Origin of the sequence: Laedolimicola ammoniilytica (assembly GCF_025567165.1) — a bacterium.
In the GTDB taxonomy this organism is placed as follows: domain Bacteria; phylum Bacillota; class Clostridia; order Lachnospirales; family Lachnospiraceae; genus Laedolimicola; species Laedolimicola ammoniilytica.
Genome location: NZ_JAOQKC010000013.1, coordinates 68,590 through 86,214, shown reverse-complemented (window position 1 = coordinate 86,214; position 17,625 = coordinate 68,590). Strand labels below are relative to the sequence as shown.

The 17,625-nt window shown below is 53.5% G+C and carries 17 protein-coding genes; 2 read left to right on the top strand and 15 right to left on the bottom strand.

Annotated elements, in window-relative coordinates:
- Nucleotide 1 precedes the first annotated feature (1 nt).
- The 3 genes from OCV63_RS10815 to gpr all read right to left on the bottom strand — a co-directional run bounded on the left by OCV63_RS10815 (nt 2) and on the right by gpr (nt 2,760).
- Entirely contained in the window at nt 2–319 is a 318-nt protein-coding gene (locus OCV63_RS10815; protein WP_416862028.1) for a DUF6110 family protein, read from the bottom strand.
- A gap of 191 nt (nt 320–510) precedes the next feature.
- Nucleotides 511–1,857: a stage II sporulation protein P gene (locus OCV63_RS10810; protein WP_262670810.1), complete on the bottom strand. Its 1,347-nt coding sequence runs from the start codon at nt 1,855–1,857 to the stop codon at nt 511–513.
- Nucleotides 1,858–1,905: 48 nt separating this feature from the next.
- A complete protein-coding gene (gpr, locus tag OCV63_RS10805; RefSeq protein WP_158363810.1) occupies nt 1,906–2,760 on the bottom strand; it encodes a GPR endopeptidase in 855 nt (284 codons plus the stop codon).
- A gap of 194 nt (nt 2,761–2,954) precedes the next feature.
- On the opposite strand from gpr, the gene rpsT reads away from it, so the two are divergent.
- Nucleotides 2,955–3,218: a 30S ribosomal protein S20 gene (gene rpsT / locus OCV63_RS10800; RefSeq protein ID WP_158363809.1), complete on the top strand. Its 264-nt coding sequence runs from the start codon at nt 2,955–2,957 to the stop codon at nt 3,216–3,218.
- Between the two features lie 296 nt (nt 3,219–3,514).
- On the top strand, nt 3,515–4,492 hold the full coding sequence (holA, locus tag OCV63_RS10795) for a DNA polymerase III subunit delta (protein WP_158363808.1): 978 nt from the start codon (nt 3,515–3,517) through the stop codon (nt 4,490–4,492).
- On the opposite strand, the gene OCV63_RS10790 is transcribed toward holA, so the two are convergent.
- From OCV63_RS10790 to argC, 12 genes are all read right to left on the bottom strand, one after another.
- Complete coding sequence (locus OCV63_RS10790) at nt 4,466–6,760, bottom strand: ComEC/Rec2 family competence protein (RefSeq protein ID WP_158363807.1); 2,295 nt, start codon at nt 6,758–6,760, stop codon at nt 4,466–4,468. The genes holA and OCV63_RS10790 overlap by 27 nt on opposite strands.
- Nucleotides 6,761–6,955: 195 nt before the next feature.
- A complete protein-coding gene (locus tag OCV63_RS10785) occupies nt 6,956–7,909 on the bottom strand; it encodes a GerMN domain-containing protein (protein ID WP_262670809.1) in 954 nt (317 codons plus the stop codon).
- Between the two features lie 15 nt (nt 7,910–7,924).
- A complete protein-coding gene (locus tag OCV63_RS10780) occupies nt 7,925–9,364 on the bottom strand; it encodes a sensor histidine kinase (protein WP_262670808.1) in 1,440 nt (479 codons plus the stop codon).
- Nucleotides 9,339–10,025: a response regulator transcription factor gene (locus tag OCV63_RS10775; protein WP_158363805.1), complete on the bottom strand. Its 687-nt coding sequence runs from the start codon at nt 10,023–10,025 to the stop codon at nt 9,339–9,341. The genes OCV63_RS10780 and OCV63_RS10775 overlap by 26 nt, the downstream gene beginning before the upstream one ends.
- Before the next feature lie 20 nt (nt 10,026–10,045).
- Nucleotides 10,046–10,627 carry a helix-hairpin-helix domain-containing protein gene (locus tag OCV63_RS10770; protein ID WP_158363804.1) on the bottom strand — a complete coding sequence of 194 codons (582 nt, stop codon included), beginning with the start codon at nt 10,625–10,627 and terminating at the stop codon, nt 10,046–10,048.
- 97 nt (nt 10,628–10,724) lie between these two features.
- A complete protein-coding gene (locus tag OCV63_RS10765) occupies nt 10,725–11,156 on the bottom strand; it encodes a DMT family transporter (protein ID WP_158363803.1) in 432 nt (143 codons plus the stop codon).
- A gap of 80 nt (nt 11,157–11,236) precedes the next feature.
- On the bottom strand, nt 11,237–12,502 hold the full coding sequence (locus OCV63_RS10760) for a sugar ABC transporter substrate-binding protein (protein ID WP_158363802.1): 1,266 nt from the start codon (nt 12,500–12,502) through the stop codon (nt 11,237–11,239).
- Nucleotides 12,503–12,514: 12 nt separating this feature from the next.
- The gene (locus tag OCV63_RS10755; RefSeq protein ID WP_158363801.1) at nt 12,515–13,717 is read right to left on the bottom strand and encodes an aspartate aminotransferase family protein; all 1,203 of its coding nucleotides are present in this window, start codon (nt 13,715–13,717) and stop codon (nt 12,515–12,517) included.
- Nucleotides 13,704–14,609, bottom strand: coding sequence for an acetylglutamate kinase (gene argB, locus OCV63_RS10750; RefSeq protein WP_158363800.1), 906 nt, complete (start codon nt 14,607–14,609; stop codon nt 13,704–13,706). Before argB ends, OCV63_RS10755 begins: the two co-directional genes overlap by 14 nt.
- A gap of 21 nt (nt 14,610–14,630) precedes the next feature.
- Nucleotides 14,631–15,860, bottom strand: coding sequence for a bifunctional glutamate N-acetyltransferase/amino-acid acetyltransferase ArgJ (gene argJ / locus OCV63_RS10745; RefSeq protein WP_331485544.1), 1,230 nt, complete (start codon nt 15,858–15,860; stop codon nt 14,631–14,633).
- A gap of 16 nt (nt 15,861–15,876) precedes the next feature.
- On the bottom strand, nt 15,877–16,323 hold the full coding sequence (locus tag OCV63_RS10740; RefSeq protein ID WP_158363799.1) for a GNAT family N-acetyltransferase: 447 nt from the start codon (nt 16,321–16,323) through the stop codon (nt 15,877–15,879).
- 28 nt (nt 16,324–16,351) lie between these two features.
- Complete coding sequence (gene argC, locus OCV63_RS10735) at nt 16,352–17,392, bottom strand: N-acetyl-gamma-glutamyl-phosphate reductase (RefSeq protein WP_158363798.1); 1,041 nt, start codon at nt 17,390–17,392, stop codon at nt 16,352–16,354.
- Nucleotides 17,393–17,625 lie beyond the last annotated feature (233 nt).

Here is a 17,625-nt window from a genome sequence, read left to right as displayed (position 1 = left end):
TTTACGCCTCTGTCTCCTCTGTGGTCTCTGCAGCTTTCTCTGCCTCAGCGTCTGCTACGACTGCTGCCTCTGCGGCTGCCTCGCGCTCCTCGTTGATCTGCTTTGCGCCGGCGTAGATATCCTCTGCGTTCTCCTGGATCACTGCTACGGTCTTCATTACGCAGCTCTTCGCGCGAAGTACGGCTGCAGTGCAGCTTGTATATACATTCTTTGCGTCATCGCTTGACAGTGCCTTGATACCTGCGGTGCCAAACAGCACACCTGCAGCGAAAATTCCACCCTTTTTCCAGTCAATGTCTTTAAAATTCAGCATATTCATTTCCTCCTCTTGTCTGTATGCATATTTGATTTAACCGTATCGGTCTTACGCGTCCGCAATGATTTTTTATCATATTTTGGGGACAGGATTATTATAGCATGCTCTTTTTCAAAGGCAAGACAAACCGTTCTTATTGATAATTTTTGTCGATTTAACTCCAAAAAAGTCGTTGACATTTCAGTTAGTTTATGCTATTTAGGATTATCTAACACCTGGTAAAGCACCTCTGCCAAAGGCTCCATGGCGTTCATCATTTCCTCCAGGGTATTGGTCTGGGCTCCGGCTTCTACCAGGAGAGACTTGGGGCGCAGATGCAGATTGTAACGGAGGCTTTTCAGGTAGATTTTGCGGCTGACGCCCGGGTAGTAGGCTTCACAGGCCAGTTTTAGCTGCAGGGACAGGGCCAGATTCTCCCCGATGTACGGATTTTCCAGATAAGAAATGGGACCATTCCGCTTGCTGTAGCTTAAGCCGTTGAAGAACATGAACTGGGCTGTGGGCTTTCCGTCCACCTCGGTCACCAGATGGGTACCCTCGTTCACGCCGTCCCGGTGGAGGTCGATCAGCACCTCAAGGGAAGGATTTTCCGCCAGAATCTGTTTCACATCCTCGGCCGCCAGGGAATACGCCCGGTTCCGGTCCAGTTCGCCGTCGATGTAGTCATAGACCTTCGTATTATGTATTACGTTATAGCCGTAGCGCTCTGTGAGAAGCTCGGCCAGACGGTCGCCCACGCCCACGATGGTGGTGCCCGCGTCTCCCTCCACTGAGTCCACGAAGCCCTCCTGAGAATGGGTATGGTAAAGTAGAATCTGGGGCGCGCTGCTATCCTGCCCCAGGGCCATGTCCATGGACAGGAGACGGTCAGCGTTCAGAAGGTCGCTGCTGATATCCGTGTTGCTTTCTATTATATAGAAGTTATTTTTCAGGAAATCAAAATCCGAGAGCTCTTCGGCGGTGTAGATGTGTCCCGTGGCAGATGGTTCCGACGGGCCTGCTGCCGTATCGTCCGTCTGCTCCTCCGGAGCGTCCGTATCCATATCGGAGGCTGCGTTCTGGGCCTGCCGGTTCTCTTCCTCCACCTGCTCGGCCAGATCAAAAGCCTCACCGGTCTCCTGGTTGATCTCATTTTCATCGTGGACGCCGCCCTGAATCAGAATTTCGTAGGCGGCTGTACTCTCAATCTCGGTGGTGTAGAGCCGCTGTCCCGCCAGAAAGGAGTAGAGTGGAAATACGCCCACAGCCTGCTCCAGCAGCCATTCGCCCGGGCTGTCCGCCCGCTGCCCCCGATCTCCGGCGGCGTAGACCAGGCCCGGATAGAGGGTCTGGAGCGCCGCCCGTCTCAGATCTGCTTCCATCTCCTGAAGCAAGACTTCCCGCACATAGGCGGCCTTTTTCAGAGGCCGCAGTTTCACGCCGCTCCCCAGGATATAGAGTCCCATGGTGAGGATGAGAAGCCAGACTACCCCGTTTGCGGCTTTTTCGATTTTCCATTTCCCAAATCCCGGTTTTCGAATTCCGATTCTCCCGCGCTTCATAAGCTCACCTCATTCCTTCTACTATATGAAGCGCAGGACGGGCATATGTCAGGACAGGGCCAGATTCAGGGCCTCGGAAATGGTGAAGCTTAAGCGGCGGATCATCTCGTCCACATTCTTCGGGGTCACGAACATGCCGTTCAGTCCCGGCGGCACACTGCTTCGGTCGCCGGTGGCGTCGTAGACAATGGTGGCCGCATCTACTACGGTAGGCACGCCGATGGCCAGCACCGGGATGCCGATGGTCTCCCTCGTCAGGCTGTTCCGATGATTGCCCACGCCGGAGCCCGGCTGGATGCCTGCGTCGGAGATCTGGATGGTCCGGTTCAGGCGCTTACTGCTGCGGGCCGCCAGGGCGTCGATGACCACCACCTGATCGGGTTTTGTCTCAGCCACGATGCCCCGCACTATCTCCAGGGTCTCCATGCCGGTCTGGGCCATGACCCCGGGAACGATAGTGCTGACTAACTGTACCTTCTCCCGGGCAAATGCTGCCTTCCCATACTCTCGTACCACATGGCGGGTGACGCGAAGATGATTCACCGCCTCCGGCCCCAGGGCGTCCGGCGTTACTTCCCGGTTCCCTAAGCCCACCACCAATACCGATTTTTCATTTTTCACATCCAAAAGCTTCTTCAGGTATCCGGCCAGCTTCTCCGAGACCTCCCGGTGATAATCCTCGTCCGGCTCCGACATCCGGGGCGCTTCCAGGGTAATGTAGGTGCCGATGGGCTTTCCCATGGCCTTCGCTCCGTTTTCCGTCCGGATTCGAACCACCGTCACCCGGATATCCCGCTGCTCGTCGTAGGCCTCCTCCACCTCCACGCCTCGGATTTCCACATCTTCTTCGAACCGCTCCCTGGCCTCCAGCGCCAGATCCGTCCGCACCTGAAATTCTGTCATAGCTGTCCCTCCTGTTTTCACCCCTGTGACAAGATTCTTTTTTATTTTTCGCATTTTTTTGAGAAATATGTATTGACATAACGCTATTCCTGTCCTAAAATATATGAGTATGTTTTGTAAAGACGTCCGTGTCCGGCTTTTACGGAACATGTAAAAATAAGCTTATTTTAAAACATGGTTTGGAGGTGTACGGATTGGCTAACATTAAATCTGCAAAGAAGAGAATTCAGGTTGCCGAGACTAGAACAGCAAGAAATAAGGCTATCAAGTCTGAGGTTAAGACCGCAATCAAGAAAGTAGACGCTGCAGTTGCCGCAAAGGATGTTGAGACTGCAAAGGCTTGCTTAAAGGCTGCTATCGCTACCATGAGCAAGGCTACTTCCAAGGGAGTTTACCACAAGAACACAACTTCCCGCAAGATTTCCCGTCTGACCAAGGCTGTAAACAGCATCGCGTAATTGAGATAGACGAATCTTAAAAAAATGTGCCAATGGCACATTCTCGCGCCGAGGCGCGGTTGCTTCAGCAACCATCTACCACTGCGCCGAGTACGCATCTTTGCAAGCTCTGCTTGCTTTTATGGAATAGGGAATTCTATCGGAATTTCCTATTCCATAAAAAGAGACCCATTCCGTCATTTGGGTCTCTTTTTTTATATTATCGCACTGCGGCGAAGTGGTTCTATACGCCGCAGGCAGAGAATCCTGCTTAGCGGGATTCTTTCCTGTATTTTTATGGAAATGAGGTGTCGCGTATGAAAATGCTGGCAGAAGATATCAAAAATGGTAATTTTAAGACGGCCTACCTGCTCTGCGGGGAAGAGGCTTATCTGCGCAACCAGTATAAGAACCGACTGGCCCGGGCTCTCTGTGACCCGTCCGATACCATGAATTTTTCCCGCTTCGAGGGAAAGAATATTGTCCCGGCGGAGATTATCAGTCTGGCGGACACCCTGCCCTTTTTCGCCGACCGGCGGCTGATTCTCATCGAGGACAGCGGCTTTTTCAAGAATAAATGCGACGAGCTGGCCGACTATCTGCCGAAAATGCCCGACACCACCTGCATCCTTTTTGTGGAAACCGAGGTAGACAAGCGAAACCGCCTCTACAAGGCCATCCAGAAGCAGGGCCGGATCACTGAATTCCAGACCCAGGATGAGCGCACGCTGATGAAATGGATTCTCGGTACCTTAAAAAAAGAAAACCGTAAAATTACGGAGGCCACCCTGCAGCTCTTTCTGGAGCACACCGGCACCGATATGGAGAACATCGCCATGGAGCTGGAAAAGCTGCTTTCCTATACGGAAGGCCGGGATGTCATCACTACCCAGGATGTGAACGAGATCTGCACGGTGCAGACCACAGGCCAGATCTTCGAAATGATCCGGGCGCTGGCCGAGAAGAATCAGAAGAAGGCGCTGAATCTCTACTACGATCTGCTCTCCCTAAAGGAGCCGCCCATGCGCATCCTCTTTCTCATCGCCCGCCAGTTCCATCAGCTTCTGCTGGTCAAGAGCCTGGCCGCCAAGGGCTATGACCGGGCCGCCATTGCGTCCCGGGCGAAGATCGCGCCCTTTGTGGCCGGAAGATGTATGGCTCAGGCCAAAAGCTTTACCACCGAGCAGTTGAAGACTGCCGTGCAGGACTGCGTGCAGGCGGAGGAGGATGTGAAGACCGGTAAGATCGCGGATACGCTCAGTGTGGAATTACTGATTCTGAAATATAGTAAGTAATATTTTTCGAAAAGCATGCACTTGGAAGTTTTTTCCATTGCTTTCTACAATTATGGCACCGCACTCCGTTGTCTGCAAAATTTTACTCCCCGCCGCTTCCAGTCGTTCCAGGGCCTCTTTGTGGGGATGCCCATATGAGTTATCCTTCCCGCAGGAAATCAGGGTCAGGCGCGGCTTCACTTTCCCCAGCCATGCTTCACTGCTGGATGTCTTCGACCCGTGGTGCCCGGCCTTCAGAATTGTGAAGCCGTCCGGTGGCCATACCTTTTCACTATTTTTCTGCTCCCGCTCCAGGATCTCCTGCTCTCCCGCCTCCTCCAGATCTCCGGTCAAAAGAACCGAAAAATCCCCGTAGCTCAGAGCCAGCACCACCGAAGCCACATTCACATCTGTGTAACCTGTTCCAGCATCCGGATGCAGACAGATAAGCCTTGCGCTGTCATCCTGCAGGACTGCCCCACGCTCAATCCGCCCAACGGCAATCCCATTTTCCCGGGCCTTTTCCACCAGCCTCTGACCTTTATCCTCCTCCAGGGAGCGCCCGGACAGCAGGAGCGTGCCGATGCGAAGCCCGCCCGGCTCCCCTGCCGCCTCGATCAGCTCCTTAATCCCGGAAATGTGGTCTTCATCCGTATGGGTCACCACTACATAGTCCAGTTCTCCTACCCCTTCCGTCTTCAGAAAGGGCAGAATCCGATAGGTTCCCACCTTCGTCACACTGGTGCTGCCGCCGTCAATCAGAATCGTCGTTCCGGCCGCGGTCCGCAGGTAGATTCCGTCACCCTGCCCCACGTCCAGCATCACCAGCCGCAGGCCGGAATGCAGACGCAGTGTCAGAAAAACCACCAGCATCGCCAGCCCCACCGCGCTCCCCGTCTGTCGGAGTCTTCGGTGGGGCTCTGCTTTCTGTGCTTCCTCCTCCCGGAGATCCGGATCCCCGATTCGTCCCAGCCGCCGTTTCTTCTGCTCCCCGATCCGATACCTGCAGATTAAAAAGCCTGCCAGCCCTATGTAATACGCCGCCATCTGCCACATCCTGGGCTGTCCGCAGGTGAACACCGCCCCCGGCAGCCCCAGAGAAAAGCTCCCCAGCCGCTCATAAAGCTCCAAAATCACGGTACAGAGAAATACCGGCGCCTGCGCCGCTCCCACAGACAGGAAACTGACGGCCAGCGCCAGAATTCCCGCGAACATCACCACCGTCATCAGTGGTATTACCACCAGATTCAGCAGGATCCCGTAGAGCGGAATTTCATTGTAAAAATATTCCAGTACGGGCAAGGTCATCATCTGAATCGACAGGCTCAGAAGCAACGGCTCCACTCGTTTCGCCAGATTTCGTTTCTTCGGCAAAAACAGCATTTTCAACACCGGAAAAATCAGTCCGATGCCCAGAACCGCCCCAAAGGACAGCAGGAATGAAGCGCTCCGCACATACAACGGCTGCCGGATCAGCAGCAGAATCGCCCCGAAAGCCAGAGCCGTCAACATATCATAGCTCTTCCCCAGCATCTCCCCCGCCATCAGGAGTATAAACATCACCACCGCCCGGCAGGTGGAGGTCCCCATCCCGGTCAGGCCGCCGTAAAGCAGCACCGCCAGGAGGGCCGCCGTTCCCGAAAGTCGTAAGGAACCGCCGATTTTCCGTAAAAAACGGTAGAGGCTCATGCCGAACACGGACACATGGAGCCCCGAGATGGCCAGCAGATGGGACATACCGCTTTTCTGGTACAGGCTCCTGGTCTCTGCCTCCAGATCCGTCTTATTTCCCAGAAGCATGGCTTCCAGGACGCCGCTTTTGTCCTCCGGGAAAAGCCGCCGAATGCGGTCGCTGAAGGCTTTCTGCAACTCGTACAGAAGCTGTGATAACGGACGCACATCGTCCCGCACGAGCTCCGCCTCTCTGGCGTAACACAAAAGCCCGATTCCCTTTGTCTGATAATAGAGCCGCGCGTCAAACTGCCCCGGATTGGATGGGGTTTCCGGCTCCCGTATTTTATAATTGTTCTCGAGAAGTATGGTATTGCCGATAGAAAATGAGGTCTCGGCTTCGAAGGATACCAGGATGATCCCGGTATCCGGATAATTGGTGTCTGTCAGCCAGACTGTCATGCCGTCCGGTTCCATATGGCAGATGATGCCCGTGAGAACCGGCGGGCGCTCCCGCTCCGCCGGCGGATCCTTTATCCAGAGATCCGCCGGAAGGCACAGAAGCACCAGGGCCAAACCCAATGCTGCCAGACATAACGGCCGTTTTATGATAAACATTCACTCCAAATCATATTTTTTCAGGGCCAACTTGCTTCGGGCTGTCCTGAATAGTTACTCCTGCTCATAACTGTTCAGTACCTTCACAGTTACGAATGCAAAATCCATGAGAATCGGCTTCGCCGATGGGATTTTGCACTCCTGAATCATTGTCATACGCCCTCAGCAGCTCGTGCTTCGGGCTGTCCTGAATAGTTACTCCTGCTCAATAATATCCAGATTCCGCTCATAAATGGTATCCAGCCTCATGCTCTCCTTATAGACCAGATTTGTCTCTCCATTGACCAGAATCTGCACCTTGACGATTCCTGACAGCTCCGTCAGGGAATCCACAATGGAATAGATAGTGACAGCCTCTGTTACGTTGTAGCCCTGCTCCAGGAAACCCTCGTTCAGGTTTACATAACAGATTCCATCTTTCGTAGAGATACTTAAGATTTTCGTACCGGAGGGCAGGGTCGGGTAATCCATATCCTTGGACACCGGGCCCCGAATCAGGCTCTCCACCACCAGCTTCTCCACAGAAATGTTGCTGCTGCCAGTCACATTGACCTTCTCCTTCACCAGCTTGTCCCCGGTCTTATTGGCGAAATACAAGGTCAATGTGGTGACGGTCTCCTCGTTGATGGCGTCGCCGGTATTCTCCACGAAGCTGTCCGCGTTCATCTGCCCCACCGGATTTTTTTCCGAATCCATCAGCGGGCTGTCCCCGATCAGAAAGGACACATATTCCACATCCGGGATCTGACAGAGGGTCCGCACCACCGCCGAGCGACAGAGGATCTCCCGAATCCCGTTCATATCCTTGTAGGCCGGATCAAAATACAGGCTCAGCTGCCCGCTCTCCAACGCGTAGTCCGTCACGAAGATGCTGTCCGTCAGCACTGCCTCCATGGAACCGCCCTCGGGCGTCTCCGCAAGCTTCTCCAGCAGCTCCTGAATCAGGGCATCCGTATCTTTTGCTTTCGGCTGATAGCTCACCGTGGCTGTAGCAGTCTCGTCTTTATTCAGATAATAGATTTGATATCCGCCCTCGTCGGTCTTCGCCTCTGTTTTTTCCTTTTTTTTACAGCCACTAAACAGTGTCAGAAAAAGCAGTAGACTCAGAACCCCACACAGTCGGATCTTCTTTTTTCCTCTTTCTTTCATCTGCATGCTCCTGTCTCAGGCAATATAATTCAGCGGAATCCGCACCGAGAAGGTGGTTCCCACGCCCAGCTCGCTGGACACCTTGATCGCGCCCTTGTGAACCAGCACTGCGCTTTTAGCGATGGCCAAACCCAGGCCCGTTCCATCTATCTCGCTGGAATGGGACTTATCCACCCGGTAAAAGCGCTCGAAGATGTAGTCCAAAGATTCCTCGGGAATACCCTGGCCGGAATCCATGACCTTCACATAAAAGAACTTGTGGTCCGCGTCCAGAGACACATGCACCCAGCCATTTTCCTTGTTATACTTGATGGCGTTCTCCACCAGGTTCGTAAAGGCCAGTGTCAGGCGGCTCTCGTCCACCTCCGCCGTCACGGGCCGGAAGCTCTCCAGAACCACCTCTATATTCTTCTTTGCCGCGATGGGCCGGAGCCGTTTCAGGATCAGCTCCAGCAGATCGTTGATATCCTTTTTCTCGATATTCAGGCTGGCCGCCTTTTTATCCATCTTGACCAAAGCCAGCAGGTCGGTAATGATCTTATTTTCCCGCTCGATCTCCTCGGCAATATCGCCCATGAACTCCTTGTAGAGCTCGTTTGGCACCTCCTCCTGGGTGAGCAGGGAATCCGCCAGTACCTTCATGGAGGTCAGCGGCGTTTTCAGCTCATGGGACACGTTGGATACAAACTCCTGCCGGGATTCGTCCAGGGCCCGCATCTGGGTCACAATCTTATTGAACTCCTCGGATACCTGCACTGTTTCCGCGTAAGTTTTCACCATCAGATCCTCGTTGGAATGACCGCTGGAAATCTCATGAAGCCCTGCAATAATCCGGCAGATAGGCTGCACCAGCAGGTGGGACAGCAGAATCGCCGCCACCGTCACCAGAATGCCGTAGACCAGGGTGAACACCCAGGCATTGTTCGTCAGGGCATCCAGACTGTCCCAGATGCTGTCCGTGGACACGCTGACCAGCAGCACGCCCTGCACCTTGTTGGAGTCCCCGGCACGCACCGGCACTGTCATTTCGATGAACCGCTTTTCCGACAGCTGGTTCGTGGTCTCGCCCTTAAAGCAGCGGATGACCTCCTCAGACACCACGTACTTATTTTCGATCAGTCCATAGGTATCCTTGATGACACGGAAATCCTGGTCAATGATGATGATACGCCCGTCATAGAGGCTGGACAGCTGGGCCAGTTCTCCGTCAATCAGCTCCGTGGAGGGATCCTCCATATAATTATAGCTCAATAACTGGTTGGACAGAATCATGCACTGATTCTGCACCTCCGTACTGCGGGCAGCGATGGCCCGATCCTGATAACTCTTCAGAATACTGGCCGACATGAGAATCATGGGAACCCAGCTCACCGCCAGCAGCACCAGCAGAATCCGGAACTTCAGGCTCCGGAAATATGTAAATACAATCTTATGCCTGGAAGTAATAACCCACACCCCACTTCGTATGTACGTATTTCGGCTCGCTCGGATTGGACTCGATCTTTTCGCGAAGCCGACGGATATGGACGTCCACGGTCCGCACATCGCCCGGGTACTCATAGCCCCAGACCGTATTCAGCAGTTTCTCCCGGCTGTAGACCTTACCCGGATTCAGCACCATCAGCTCCAGCAGGTCGAACTCTTTGGCCGTCAGATTGATCTCCCGGCCGCTGATAAAGAGACGGCGGCTGTCCAGGTCGAGCTTCAGATCCGCGGTCTCCACCACCTTGCCCTTTTTCTCCTTTTCCGTGCCACCCACCCGGCGCATGATGGCCTTCATGCGGGCCTTGATCTCCAGAATGTTAAAGGGCTTCGTGATGTAATCGTCCGCGCCGTACTCCAGGCCCAGAATCTTATCCATATCATCGCCCTTGGCCGTCAGCATGATAATCGGCATATTGGAAAACTCGCGAATCTGCTGGCAGACCTGAAAGCCGTCCAACTTTGGAAGCATCACATCCAGAAGTACGATATCATACTCCTTCGATCTGGCATACTCCAGGGCCTCCTCGCCATCGTAGGCGCAGTCCACTTCCATATCGTCCTGCTCCAGGCTGAACCGGAGTCCCTTCACAATTAGTTTCTCATCGTCGACTACTAATACTTTCTTTCCCATGCTTCCTGCCTCATCTTTTCTCAGACCGTGATCTGGTCTCTGATTTTATAAAAAACGCCTTCCTTGATGCCCGGAATATTCATCAAATCCTCCGGCTTCTGAAATCCGCCCCTGGATTCCCGATAGCGGATGATCTCTTTTGCCTTGGATTCGCCAATCCCGGAAAGCGTCATAAGTTCCGCTTCCGTGGCCCGGTTCAGATTCACTAACCCCGACGTGTCCTGCGCGGCAGCCTCTTCTAAGGCTTCCGCCATTTCCACCGAGGGCACTTCGATCTTCTGTCCATCCGACAGGGTTTCCGCCAGATTCAGATAGGTCTCTGCCGCGTCCCCGGTCATACCTCCGGCCGCCTCCACCGCGTCGGTGATCCGGCTGCCCTCAGGCAATTCATAGACTCCTGGATCGCGCACCTCACCGCAGACATAGACCCAGATGGACGCCGCCTTCTCTTCCCCGGTCGTCTCTGTCTCTGCTGCCTCTGTCGTAATCTCCTCCGCCGCGCTGTCATAAACCGCCGTCTTTTTCCGGCAGCCGGTGAGACCGGCCAGCAGAATCAGCACCGCCACCCAGAGTCTGATTTGATACTTCCGTCGATATCTCATTTTTTCCGCCTTTCTGAAAAAGCGGGGTCCCCTCCGATACAGACTACCTTCATTTTAGCGGAGATTCGTCAAGAATACAAGTTCTTTTTTCCGCCGTTTATTCCCACTGAAACACCGCGACGCCCACGATGGCTACGGCCATGCCAATCACCTTCCTCCAGGAGAAATCGGCCTTTTCCACGCCGAAAAATCCTGCCAGCTCGATGAGATAGGCCACCAGAAGCTGGGCAATAACGATCAGCATCACGGCCTTCGCAGGACCCAGGGCGTCCATGCTTTTGATCACGGTAAAAGTAATAAAGGCGCCGATGACGCCGCCCAGCAGCATGTACTTAGGCGTCACCTGAAAAACAGTCAGCGGGTTCTTCCGGTCGGTCAGGCCCCAGGCAATGAGGCAGGTAATAAGGGCCGACAACTGCACCCAGGCCGCCGAAGTCCACATGCTGCTCACCTTGGTGACCTCCGTATTAAATACTCCCTGCACGCTCATCAATGCCCCGGACAACAGGGCAATAAAAAATCCAATCATGGCAAAAACTTCCTTTCCTAATCTATCAGTAAAGTTAGTCTTTCCATGACTGGATTTGCTTATGCATCGTATCTTTCGTTCTATTCCGCAGCCTGGAGCTGGGACATGATTTTCCGGGTCACAGAATCCACTTCCGTATCCACGTCATTGCCCTTCCAGATGTTCGCGAAAGCGATCTCCATCTCGATCCAGTAATTGCTTAAATCTGTCAGTTTCGGAACCTCCACGGAATTTTCATACTGAGTAAGCAGCACGGACATCTCCGGGTTCTCGTAATTTACACCCAGACGCACCGGCATTTTCTCGGACATAGTGTACAGCTCTGTCGCCTTGTCGTAGGTCACGAACCGGGCGAAATCCTTTGCCGTGTCGCGCTCCTTGGAGTAGGCGTTCACCACCACTGAATTGGTGACAGACAGCCCCTTGGTGGACAGCTCGTCAGTCAGGTTCGGTACCTCTGCAATGCCGTAGAAGTAACCGCCGTCCGCCGCGTCAATCTGCGCGATGGCGTCAGTCTTCGCAATGGTGTACACCGTCTTGCCGTCAATAAATTCCTGCAATACATTGTCGGTGGTCACCTCATCCGCGTCAATGGCGAAAAAGGCATTCAGACTCTGGTAATAAGCCAGGCAGTCCTTGACCTCCTGGGCGTCCAGAGAAACCTGTGTCGGGTCATCTCCGGTCTCGCCGCCAAGGTTTACATAATTTGAGATAAAGAAGAAGTTGGAGAAAATATCCGCCACATTCCATTTGAAGATATTCTCCACTTTTTCTGTGGCCTCCGTCGCCTCATAATTGTCCGCGTAATCCAGGATCTCATCGATGGTGGACGGGGCGCTGTCTACGTAATTCTTATTGTACAGCAGAAAACAGGTCTCAAAATAGAAGGGGTACGCCATGAGCTTTCCGCCGCAGGTGGCCGCGTCGATGGCCTTCGTCGGGAAATTCTTCGAAAGCTCCCGTTCCGTAAAGCTGTCATTTTCCACGGTCAGTCCTGCCAGACGGGCTTTTTCCAGAAGCTCGCTGGATACCACGAAAAGATCCGGGCCGCCCAGATCCGAGATACTGGCCGTATTGATATGCTCGATATAGTCCACCGCCGTGACAAGCTGCAATGTCACATCCACGCCGGTCTGCTCCTTATAATCAGCCGCCGCCTGCACCAGATAACCATTCAGCTTCTCATCGGTGTACCACAGGGTCAACGCTTTCTGCTCCGTATCCTGTCCGGCCTCCGCCGCCTCCTTCTGCTTCTGATGATAAGAAAAAGCCACCTGGCCCATCTGCGCAAATACAAGCAGAACCACCAGGATGGCGATGGCTCTGCGATAAATCGTATGTCTCATGTGTGTAAAATCCTAACCTTTCACCAAAGCCCTTTCAAGCTTCGTAACCATTTCGTCTACATGGTCCTTTGTGATAACAAGGGGCGGAACCAGACGCAGCACGTCGCTTCCGGCTGTGATCACAATCAGACCCTCATCCATAGATTTTAACACAACTTCTCCCACAGGTCTACCCTGGATTACAAGTCCCTGGATCAGTCCCTTGCCTCTGCGGGCTGCGATGCAGTCGTACTTTTCCACCAGGGCGTCCAGTTTCTCCTCAAGATATGCGCCAACTTCCTTTACATGATCCACGATTGCGTCCTGCTCAAAGATATCCAGCACCTTGGAAACCGCCGCGCAGACAAAGGGATTGCCGCCGTAGGTGGTGCCGTGATCGCCCGGTACCAGAGAGCCTGAAGCTGTCTTCTCATCCAGCACAAAAGCGCCCACCGGAACACCGCAGCCAAGGGCTTTGGCGCAGGTCATGATGTTCGGCTTCACGCCATATTCCTGCCATGCGAACAGGTAGCCGCTCCTGCCCATGCCGCACTGGATCTCATCCAGAATCAAAAGCGCGTCGTGCTCCTCGCAGAGAGCCTTTACACCTTTCAGGAACTCCTCTGTAGCCGGATAGATGCCGCCCTCGCCCTGAATGGTCTCCAGAATTACCGCGCAGGTATGCTCATTGAACTGAGCCTTTACGCTATCCAGATCATTGTAATCGGCGAAGCGGATGCCGCCGATCAGAGGACGGAAGGGCGCCTGATATTTCTCATTGCCGGTGACGGAGAGGGCTCCCATGCTCCGTCCATGGAAGGAATGGTTCATGGCAATGATCTCGTGATCGTTTCTGCCGTCCTTAAGCCATGCGTATTTGCGGGCCGCCTTCAGGGCTCCCTCGATGGCCTCGGTACCGCTGTTGGTAAAGAATACCCGGCTCATGCCACTCATGCGCACCAGCTTGTCGGCTGCCTCTGCGGCCGGCTCATTGTAATACAGGTTAGAGGTATGCATCAGCTTGTCGATCTGGGCCTTCAACGCCTCGTCGTAGCCCGGGTAATGATAGCCCAGAGCCTGTACCGCGATACCCGCTGCGAAATCCAGATATTTCTTTCCTTCATTATCATAGAGATACACGCCCTCTCCATGATCCAGTACAATCTGATAGCGGTTGTAGGTATGGAGTACGCTCTCCTCTGCTTCTTTGATAATCGCCTCTTTATTTTCCTTCATAATACTGTTCCTCTCCTTCGCCCAGAATGGCGGTTCCGATTCCTTTGTTGGTAAAGATTTCCAAAAGCAGGCAGTGGGCCATGCGGCCGTCCAGGATATGTACCCGGGATACCCCGTTTTCAACCGCGTCAATGCAGTTCTGGAGCTTCGGAAGCATTCCGCCGCCGATATTGCCGTCTGCCATCAGCTGCCGGGCCTCTTTTACATGAAGCTCGGAAATCAGGGTCTTCGGATCCTCCGGATCCCTGCGGACGCCCTCGATATCAGTCAGAAACGCCAGTTTCTCCGCATGGACCGCCCGGGCAATGGCGCAGGCCGCGTCGTCCGCGTTGATGTTGTAGGTGTTGAAGTCCTTATCCAGGCCCACCGGACACACGATGGGCAGGAAATCCTTCTCCAGCAGATCGTAAAGAAGCTGGGGATCTACCTCCGTTATCTCACCTACAAAACCGATGTCCTCGCCCTTGGAGTATTTCTTCTCCACCTTCAAAAGGCCGCCGTCCTTGCCGCTGATGCTCACTGCCTTGACGCCCAGCTCCTCCACCAGCTGTACCAGACTTTTTCCAACTTTTCCAAGTACCATTTCCGCGATTTCCATGGTTTCCTGATCCGTAACCCGCAGGCCGTTGATGAATTTGGGCTCCATGCCGACCTTGCCCACCCAGCGGCTGATCTCCTTGCCGCCGCCGTGTACGATGATGGGCTTAAAGCCTACCAGCTTCAGCAGGGTCACGTCCTGAATGACGCTCCGCTTCAGGTTCTCGTCCACCATGGCGCTTCCGCCGTATTTCACTACGATAATCTTCCGGTTAAACCGCTGGATATAGGGAAGGGCCTCAATGAGAACCCTGGCTTTCTCCAGGTAGGTGTTCATCTCTTCTTCTCTGCTCATAATCTTCTACTCCTCTGTATCTTAAGAACGGTAATCCGCGTTGATTTTCACATAATCATAGGTCAGATCGCAGCCCCACGCGGTGGCTGTGGCGTCGCCCATCTTCACGTCCGCAATGGCTGTAACCTCCGGCTCGGAGAGGATCTTCGTGGCTTCCTCCTCGCTGTAATTCACTGCCACGCCATTTTCAATAATCTGAAGCTTTCCGGCCGCGCTCTCGAAGAACAGATCCACCTTCTCCGGATCAAACTGCGCTCCGGAATATCCCATGGCGCACAGGATACGGCCCCAGTTGGCGTCGTGACCGTAGATGGCCGCCTTAACCAGACTGGAGGTGACTACGGATTTACTTAAGATCACGGCCTGCTCCTTACTCTCAGCTCCCACGATTTTTACCTCGAACAGAGCCGTCGCGCCCTCGCCGTCGCCGGCCATCTTTTTCGCAAGCCAGGTGTTGACTGTATTCAGAGCCTTTGCAAACACCTTGTAATCCTCGTTTTCTTCCGTAATCTCCGGGTTCTCTGCCATGCCGTTGGCCAGCACCAACAGGGTGTCGTTGGTGGAAGTATCGCCGTCCACGGAAATCATATTGAAGGTGTCTTTTACATCATTGCTTACGCATTTCTGCAGCATCTCTTTGGAAATATTCGCGTCGGTGGTCACGAAGGCCAGCATGGTACACATATTCGGGTGAATCATGCCGGAGCCCTTGCACATACCGCCTACAGTTACCGTCTTACCGCCCAGCTCCACCTGGACCGCGATTTCCTTATTGACCGTATCGGTGGTCATAATCGCCTTGGAGGCTGCGGTTCCGTGCTCCAGGGTGCTGCCCTTGGCTTCCTTTAAAAGGCTGATGCCCTTTTTCAGGCGATCCATGGGAAGCTGCATGCCAATGACGCCGGTGGACGCCACCAGAACGGCATTTTCCGGAACGCCCAGAACCTTGGCTGCTTCCTCTGCGGTCTCTTTACAGTAGCCCATGCCCTCCTCGCCGGTGCAGGCGTTAGCGATACCGGAATTTACAATGACTGCCTGGGCATAGGGAGACTCCTTTACAATCTTCTGATCCCATTTCACCGGGGCTGCCTTGACCAGGTTGGTGGTGAAGGTGCCCGCCGCATGGCAGGGCTTTTCGCTGTATACCAAGGCCATGTCAGTCCGTCCCTGGTACTTGATGGCTGCCGCCGCTGCTGCTGCTTCAAAGCCCTTTGCCGCAGTGACGCCGCCCTTGATTTCTGTGATATTCATAATGCCGTCCTCCTCTTTATTCGTTAAACGCTTCGATATTTTCTTTATTTAAGACAAAATCATAGTAGTTCAGATCGAGCCTTTGTGTCCAGCCGATGCGGTTCCAGAAGGCGTTGCCGATGTCGTTCTGGGTAAAAGCGATCAGGGATACCTTGCTGATCTGCTCCTCTTTCAGGGCATTCATGGCAAATACTACCATGGCCTTGCCGATGCCCCGCATCCGGTAATCCCGATGGACACACACATGATAGAGACAGCCCCGGCGTCCGTCGTGGCCGCAGAGAATGCTGCCTACCACCTTGCCGTCTTCGATGGCCACCACGCTGGTGGTGGGGTTCCGTTTTAAAAACCGCTCCACGCCCACTTTGGAATCATCAATGCTCCGGATCGCGAAGCCCTTAATGGTCATCCAGAGGGCGTAGACGCCGTCGTAATCTTCTATGGTCATTGTTCGGATCGTCATATTTTCTTACCTCGCCAAGTGCTCACAGTCACGGGAACATGGGAACGAGCTCCAGGCCCTCGCTCTCCTTCAATCCGAACATCAGGTTCATATTCTGGACGGCCTGTCCTGCTGCGCCCTTCACCAGGTTGTCCATGGCTCCCATCATGATCACGCGCTTCGTCCTCGGGTCGATCTTAAAGTTCACATCCACGTAGTTACTGCCCTCCACCCATTTGGTCTGGGGGCAAACGTCCTTTTCCAGAACGCGGACAAATTTCTCATTCGCGTAATACTTATCGTAAGCCGCCTTCACTTCCTCATAGGAAACCTCTTTCTTCAGGGAAGCGTAGGCTGTGATCAGGATTCCCCGGTTCATGGGTACCAGATGCGGGGTAAAATTGATCAGCACCGGCTCGCCCGCCGCGTAGGACAGCTGCTCCTCAATCTCCGGGGTATGGCGGTGATTTGCCACGCCGTAGGCCTTGATGTTTTCATTGACCTCACAGTACAGGTTGTCCACTTTCGCGCCGCGGCCTGCGCCGGAGGTGCCGGACTTGGCGTCAATGATAATCGTGCCCGGGTCAATCAGCCCTTCTTTTAGTAAGGGATAAATAGAAAGAGTGCTGCAGGTGGGATAGCAGCCCGGGTTGGCTACCAGTCTCGCCTTCTTCACCGCTTCCCGGTTGATCTCACAGAGTCCGTAGACCGCCTCCGGGATAAACTGGGGCGTCGGATGCTGGATCTTATACCACTCCTCATAGGTGGCCACGTCCTTAATACGGAAATCGGCGCTTAAGTCCACAATTTTTACCTTGGACAGAATCTCCTCATTTACCAGAGACGCGCAGAGACCCTGGGGCGTCGCTGTGAAAATCACGTCTACCTGGTCTGCCAGCGCTTCCATATTATCGTCCATGCATTTGTCGTCTACGATCTGAAACATATTCTGGTAGACTTCCGCGTATTTCTTATCTATGTAGCTTCGGGAACCGTACCATTTAATCTCCACGTCCTTGTGTCCTGTGAGAATGCGGACCAGCTCGCCGCCTGCGTATCCGGTTGCTCCGATAATTCCTGCCTTTATCATTTCTATTTTCCTCTCTTTTTGTGGATATTTGTTCCTATTTTAGATCTGTTTGGCCAGTATTTCAAGCACTTTTCCGCTTGTATGCATTTTTATACACTTTCTTTGCATATATTATCACTTTTATGCATGTTATTCAAGTGCTATTTTATTTTTATTCATATTTCTGTGGAACTTTTTCTGAACTTCCGCTTGCATATTATATGGAAATGATGTATATTAGTTTTCAGTGAACA

Bases quoted from the DNA above. Each gene is read 5' to 3' on its own strand.
- OCV63_RS10775 (WP_158363805.1), bottom strand. From the start codon at position 10,025: ATGGGAAAGAAAGTATTAGTAGTCGACGATGAGAAACTAATTGTGAAG.
- OCV63_RS10760 (WP_158363802.1), bottom strand. From the start codon at position 12,502: ATGAGACATACGATTTATCGCAGAGCCATCGCCATCCTGGTGGTTCTG.
- OCV63_RS10765 (WP_158363803.1), bottom strand. From the start codon at position 11,156: ATGATTGGATTTTTTATTGCCCTGTTGTCCGGGGCATTGATGAGCGTG.
- OCV63_RS10755 (WP_158363801.1), bottom strand. From the start codon at position 13,717: ATGAAGGAAAATAAAGAGGCGATTATCAAAGAAGCAGAGGAGAGCGTA.
- OCV63_RS10810 (WP_262670810.1), bottom strand. From the start codon at position 1,857: ATGAAGCGCGGGAGAATCGGAATTCGAAAACCGGGATTTGGGAAATGG.
- argB (WP_158363800.1), bottom strand. From the start codon at position 14,609: ATGAGCAGAGAAGAAGAGATGAACACCTACCTGGAGAAAGCCAGGGTT.
- OCV63_RS10785 (WP_262670809.1), bottom strand. From the start codon at position 7,909: ATGAAAGAAAGAGGAAAAAAGAAGATCCGACTGTGTGGGGTTCTGAGT.
- argC (WP_158363798.1), bottom strand. From the start codon at position 17,392: ATGATAAAGGCAGGAATTATCGGAGCAACCGGATACGCAGGCGGCGAG.
- holA (WP_158363808.1), top strand. From the start codon at position 3,515: ATGAAAATGCTGGCAGAAGATATCAAAAATGGTAATTTTAAGACGGCC.
- OCV63_RS10790 (WP_158363807.1), bottom strand. From the start codon at position 6,760: ATGTTTATCATAAAACGGCCGTTATGTCTGGCAGCATTGGGTTTGGCC.
- gpr (WP_158363810.1), bottom strand. From the start codon at position 2,760: ATGACAGAATTTCAGGTGCGGACGGATCTGGCGCTGGAGGCCAGGGAG.
- argJ (WP_331485544.1), bottom strand. From the start codon at position 15,860: ATGAATATCACAGAAATCAAGGGCGGCGTCACTGCGGCAAAGGGCTTT.
- OCV63_RS10740 (WP_158363799.1), bottom strand. From the start codon at position 16,323: ATGACGATCCGAACAATGACCATAGAAGATTACGACGGCGTCTACGCC.
- OCV63_RS10815 (WP_416862028.1), bottom strand. From the start codon at position 319: ATGAATATGCTGAATTTTAAAGACATTGACTGGAAAAAGGGTGGAATT.
- OCV63_RS10770 (WP_158363804.1), bottom strand. From the start codon at position 10,627: ATGAGATATCGACGGAAGTATCAAATCAGACTCTGGGTGGCGGTGCTG.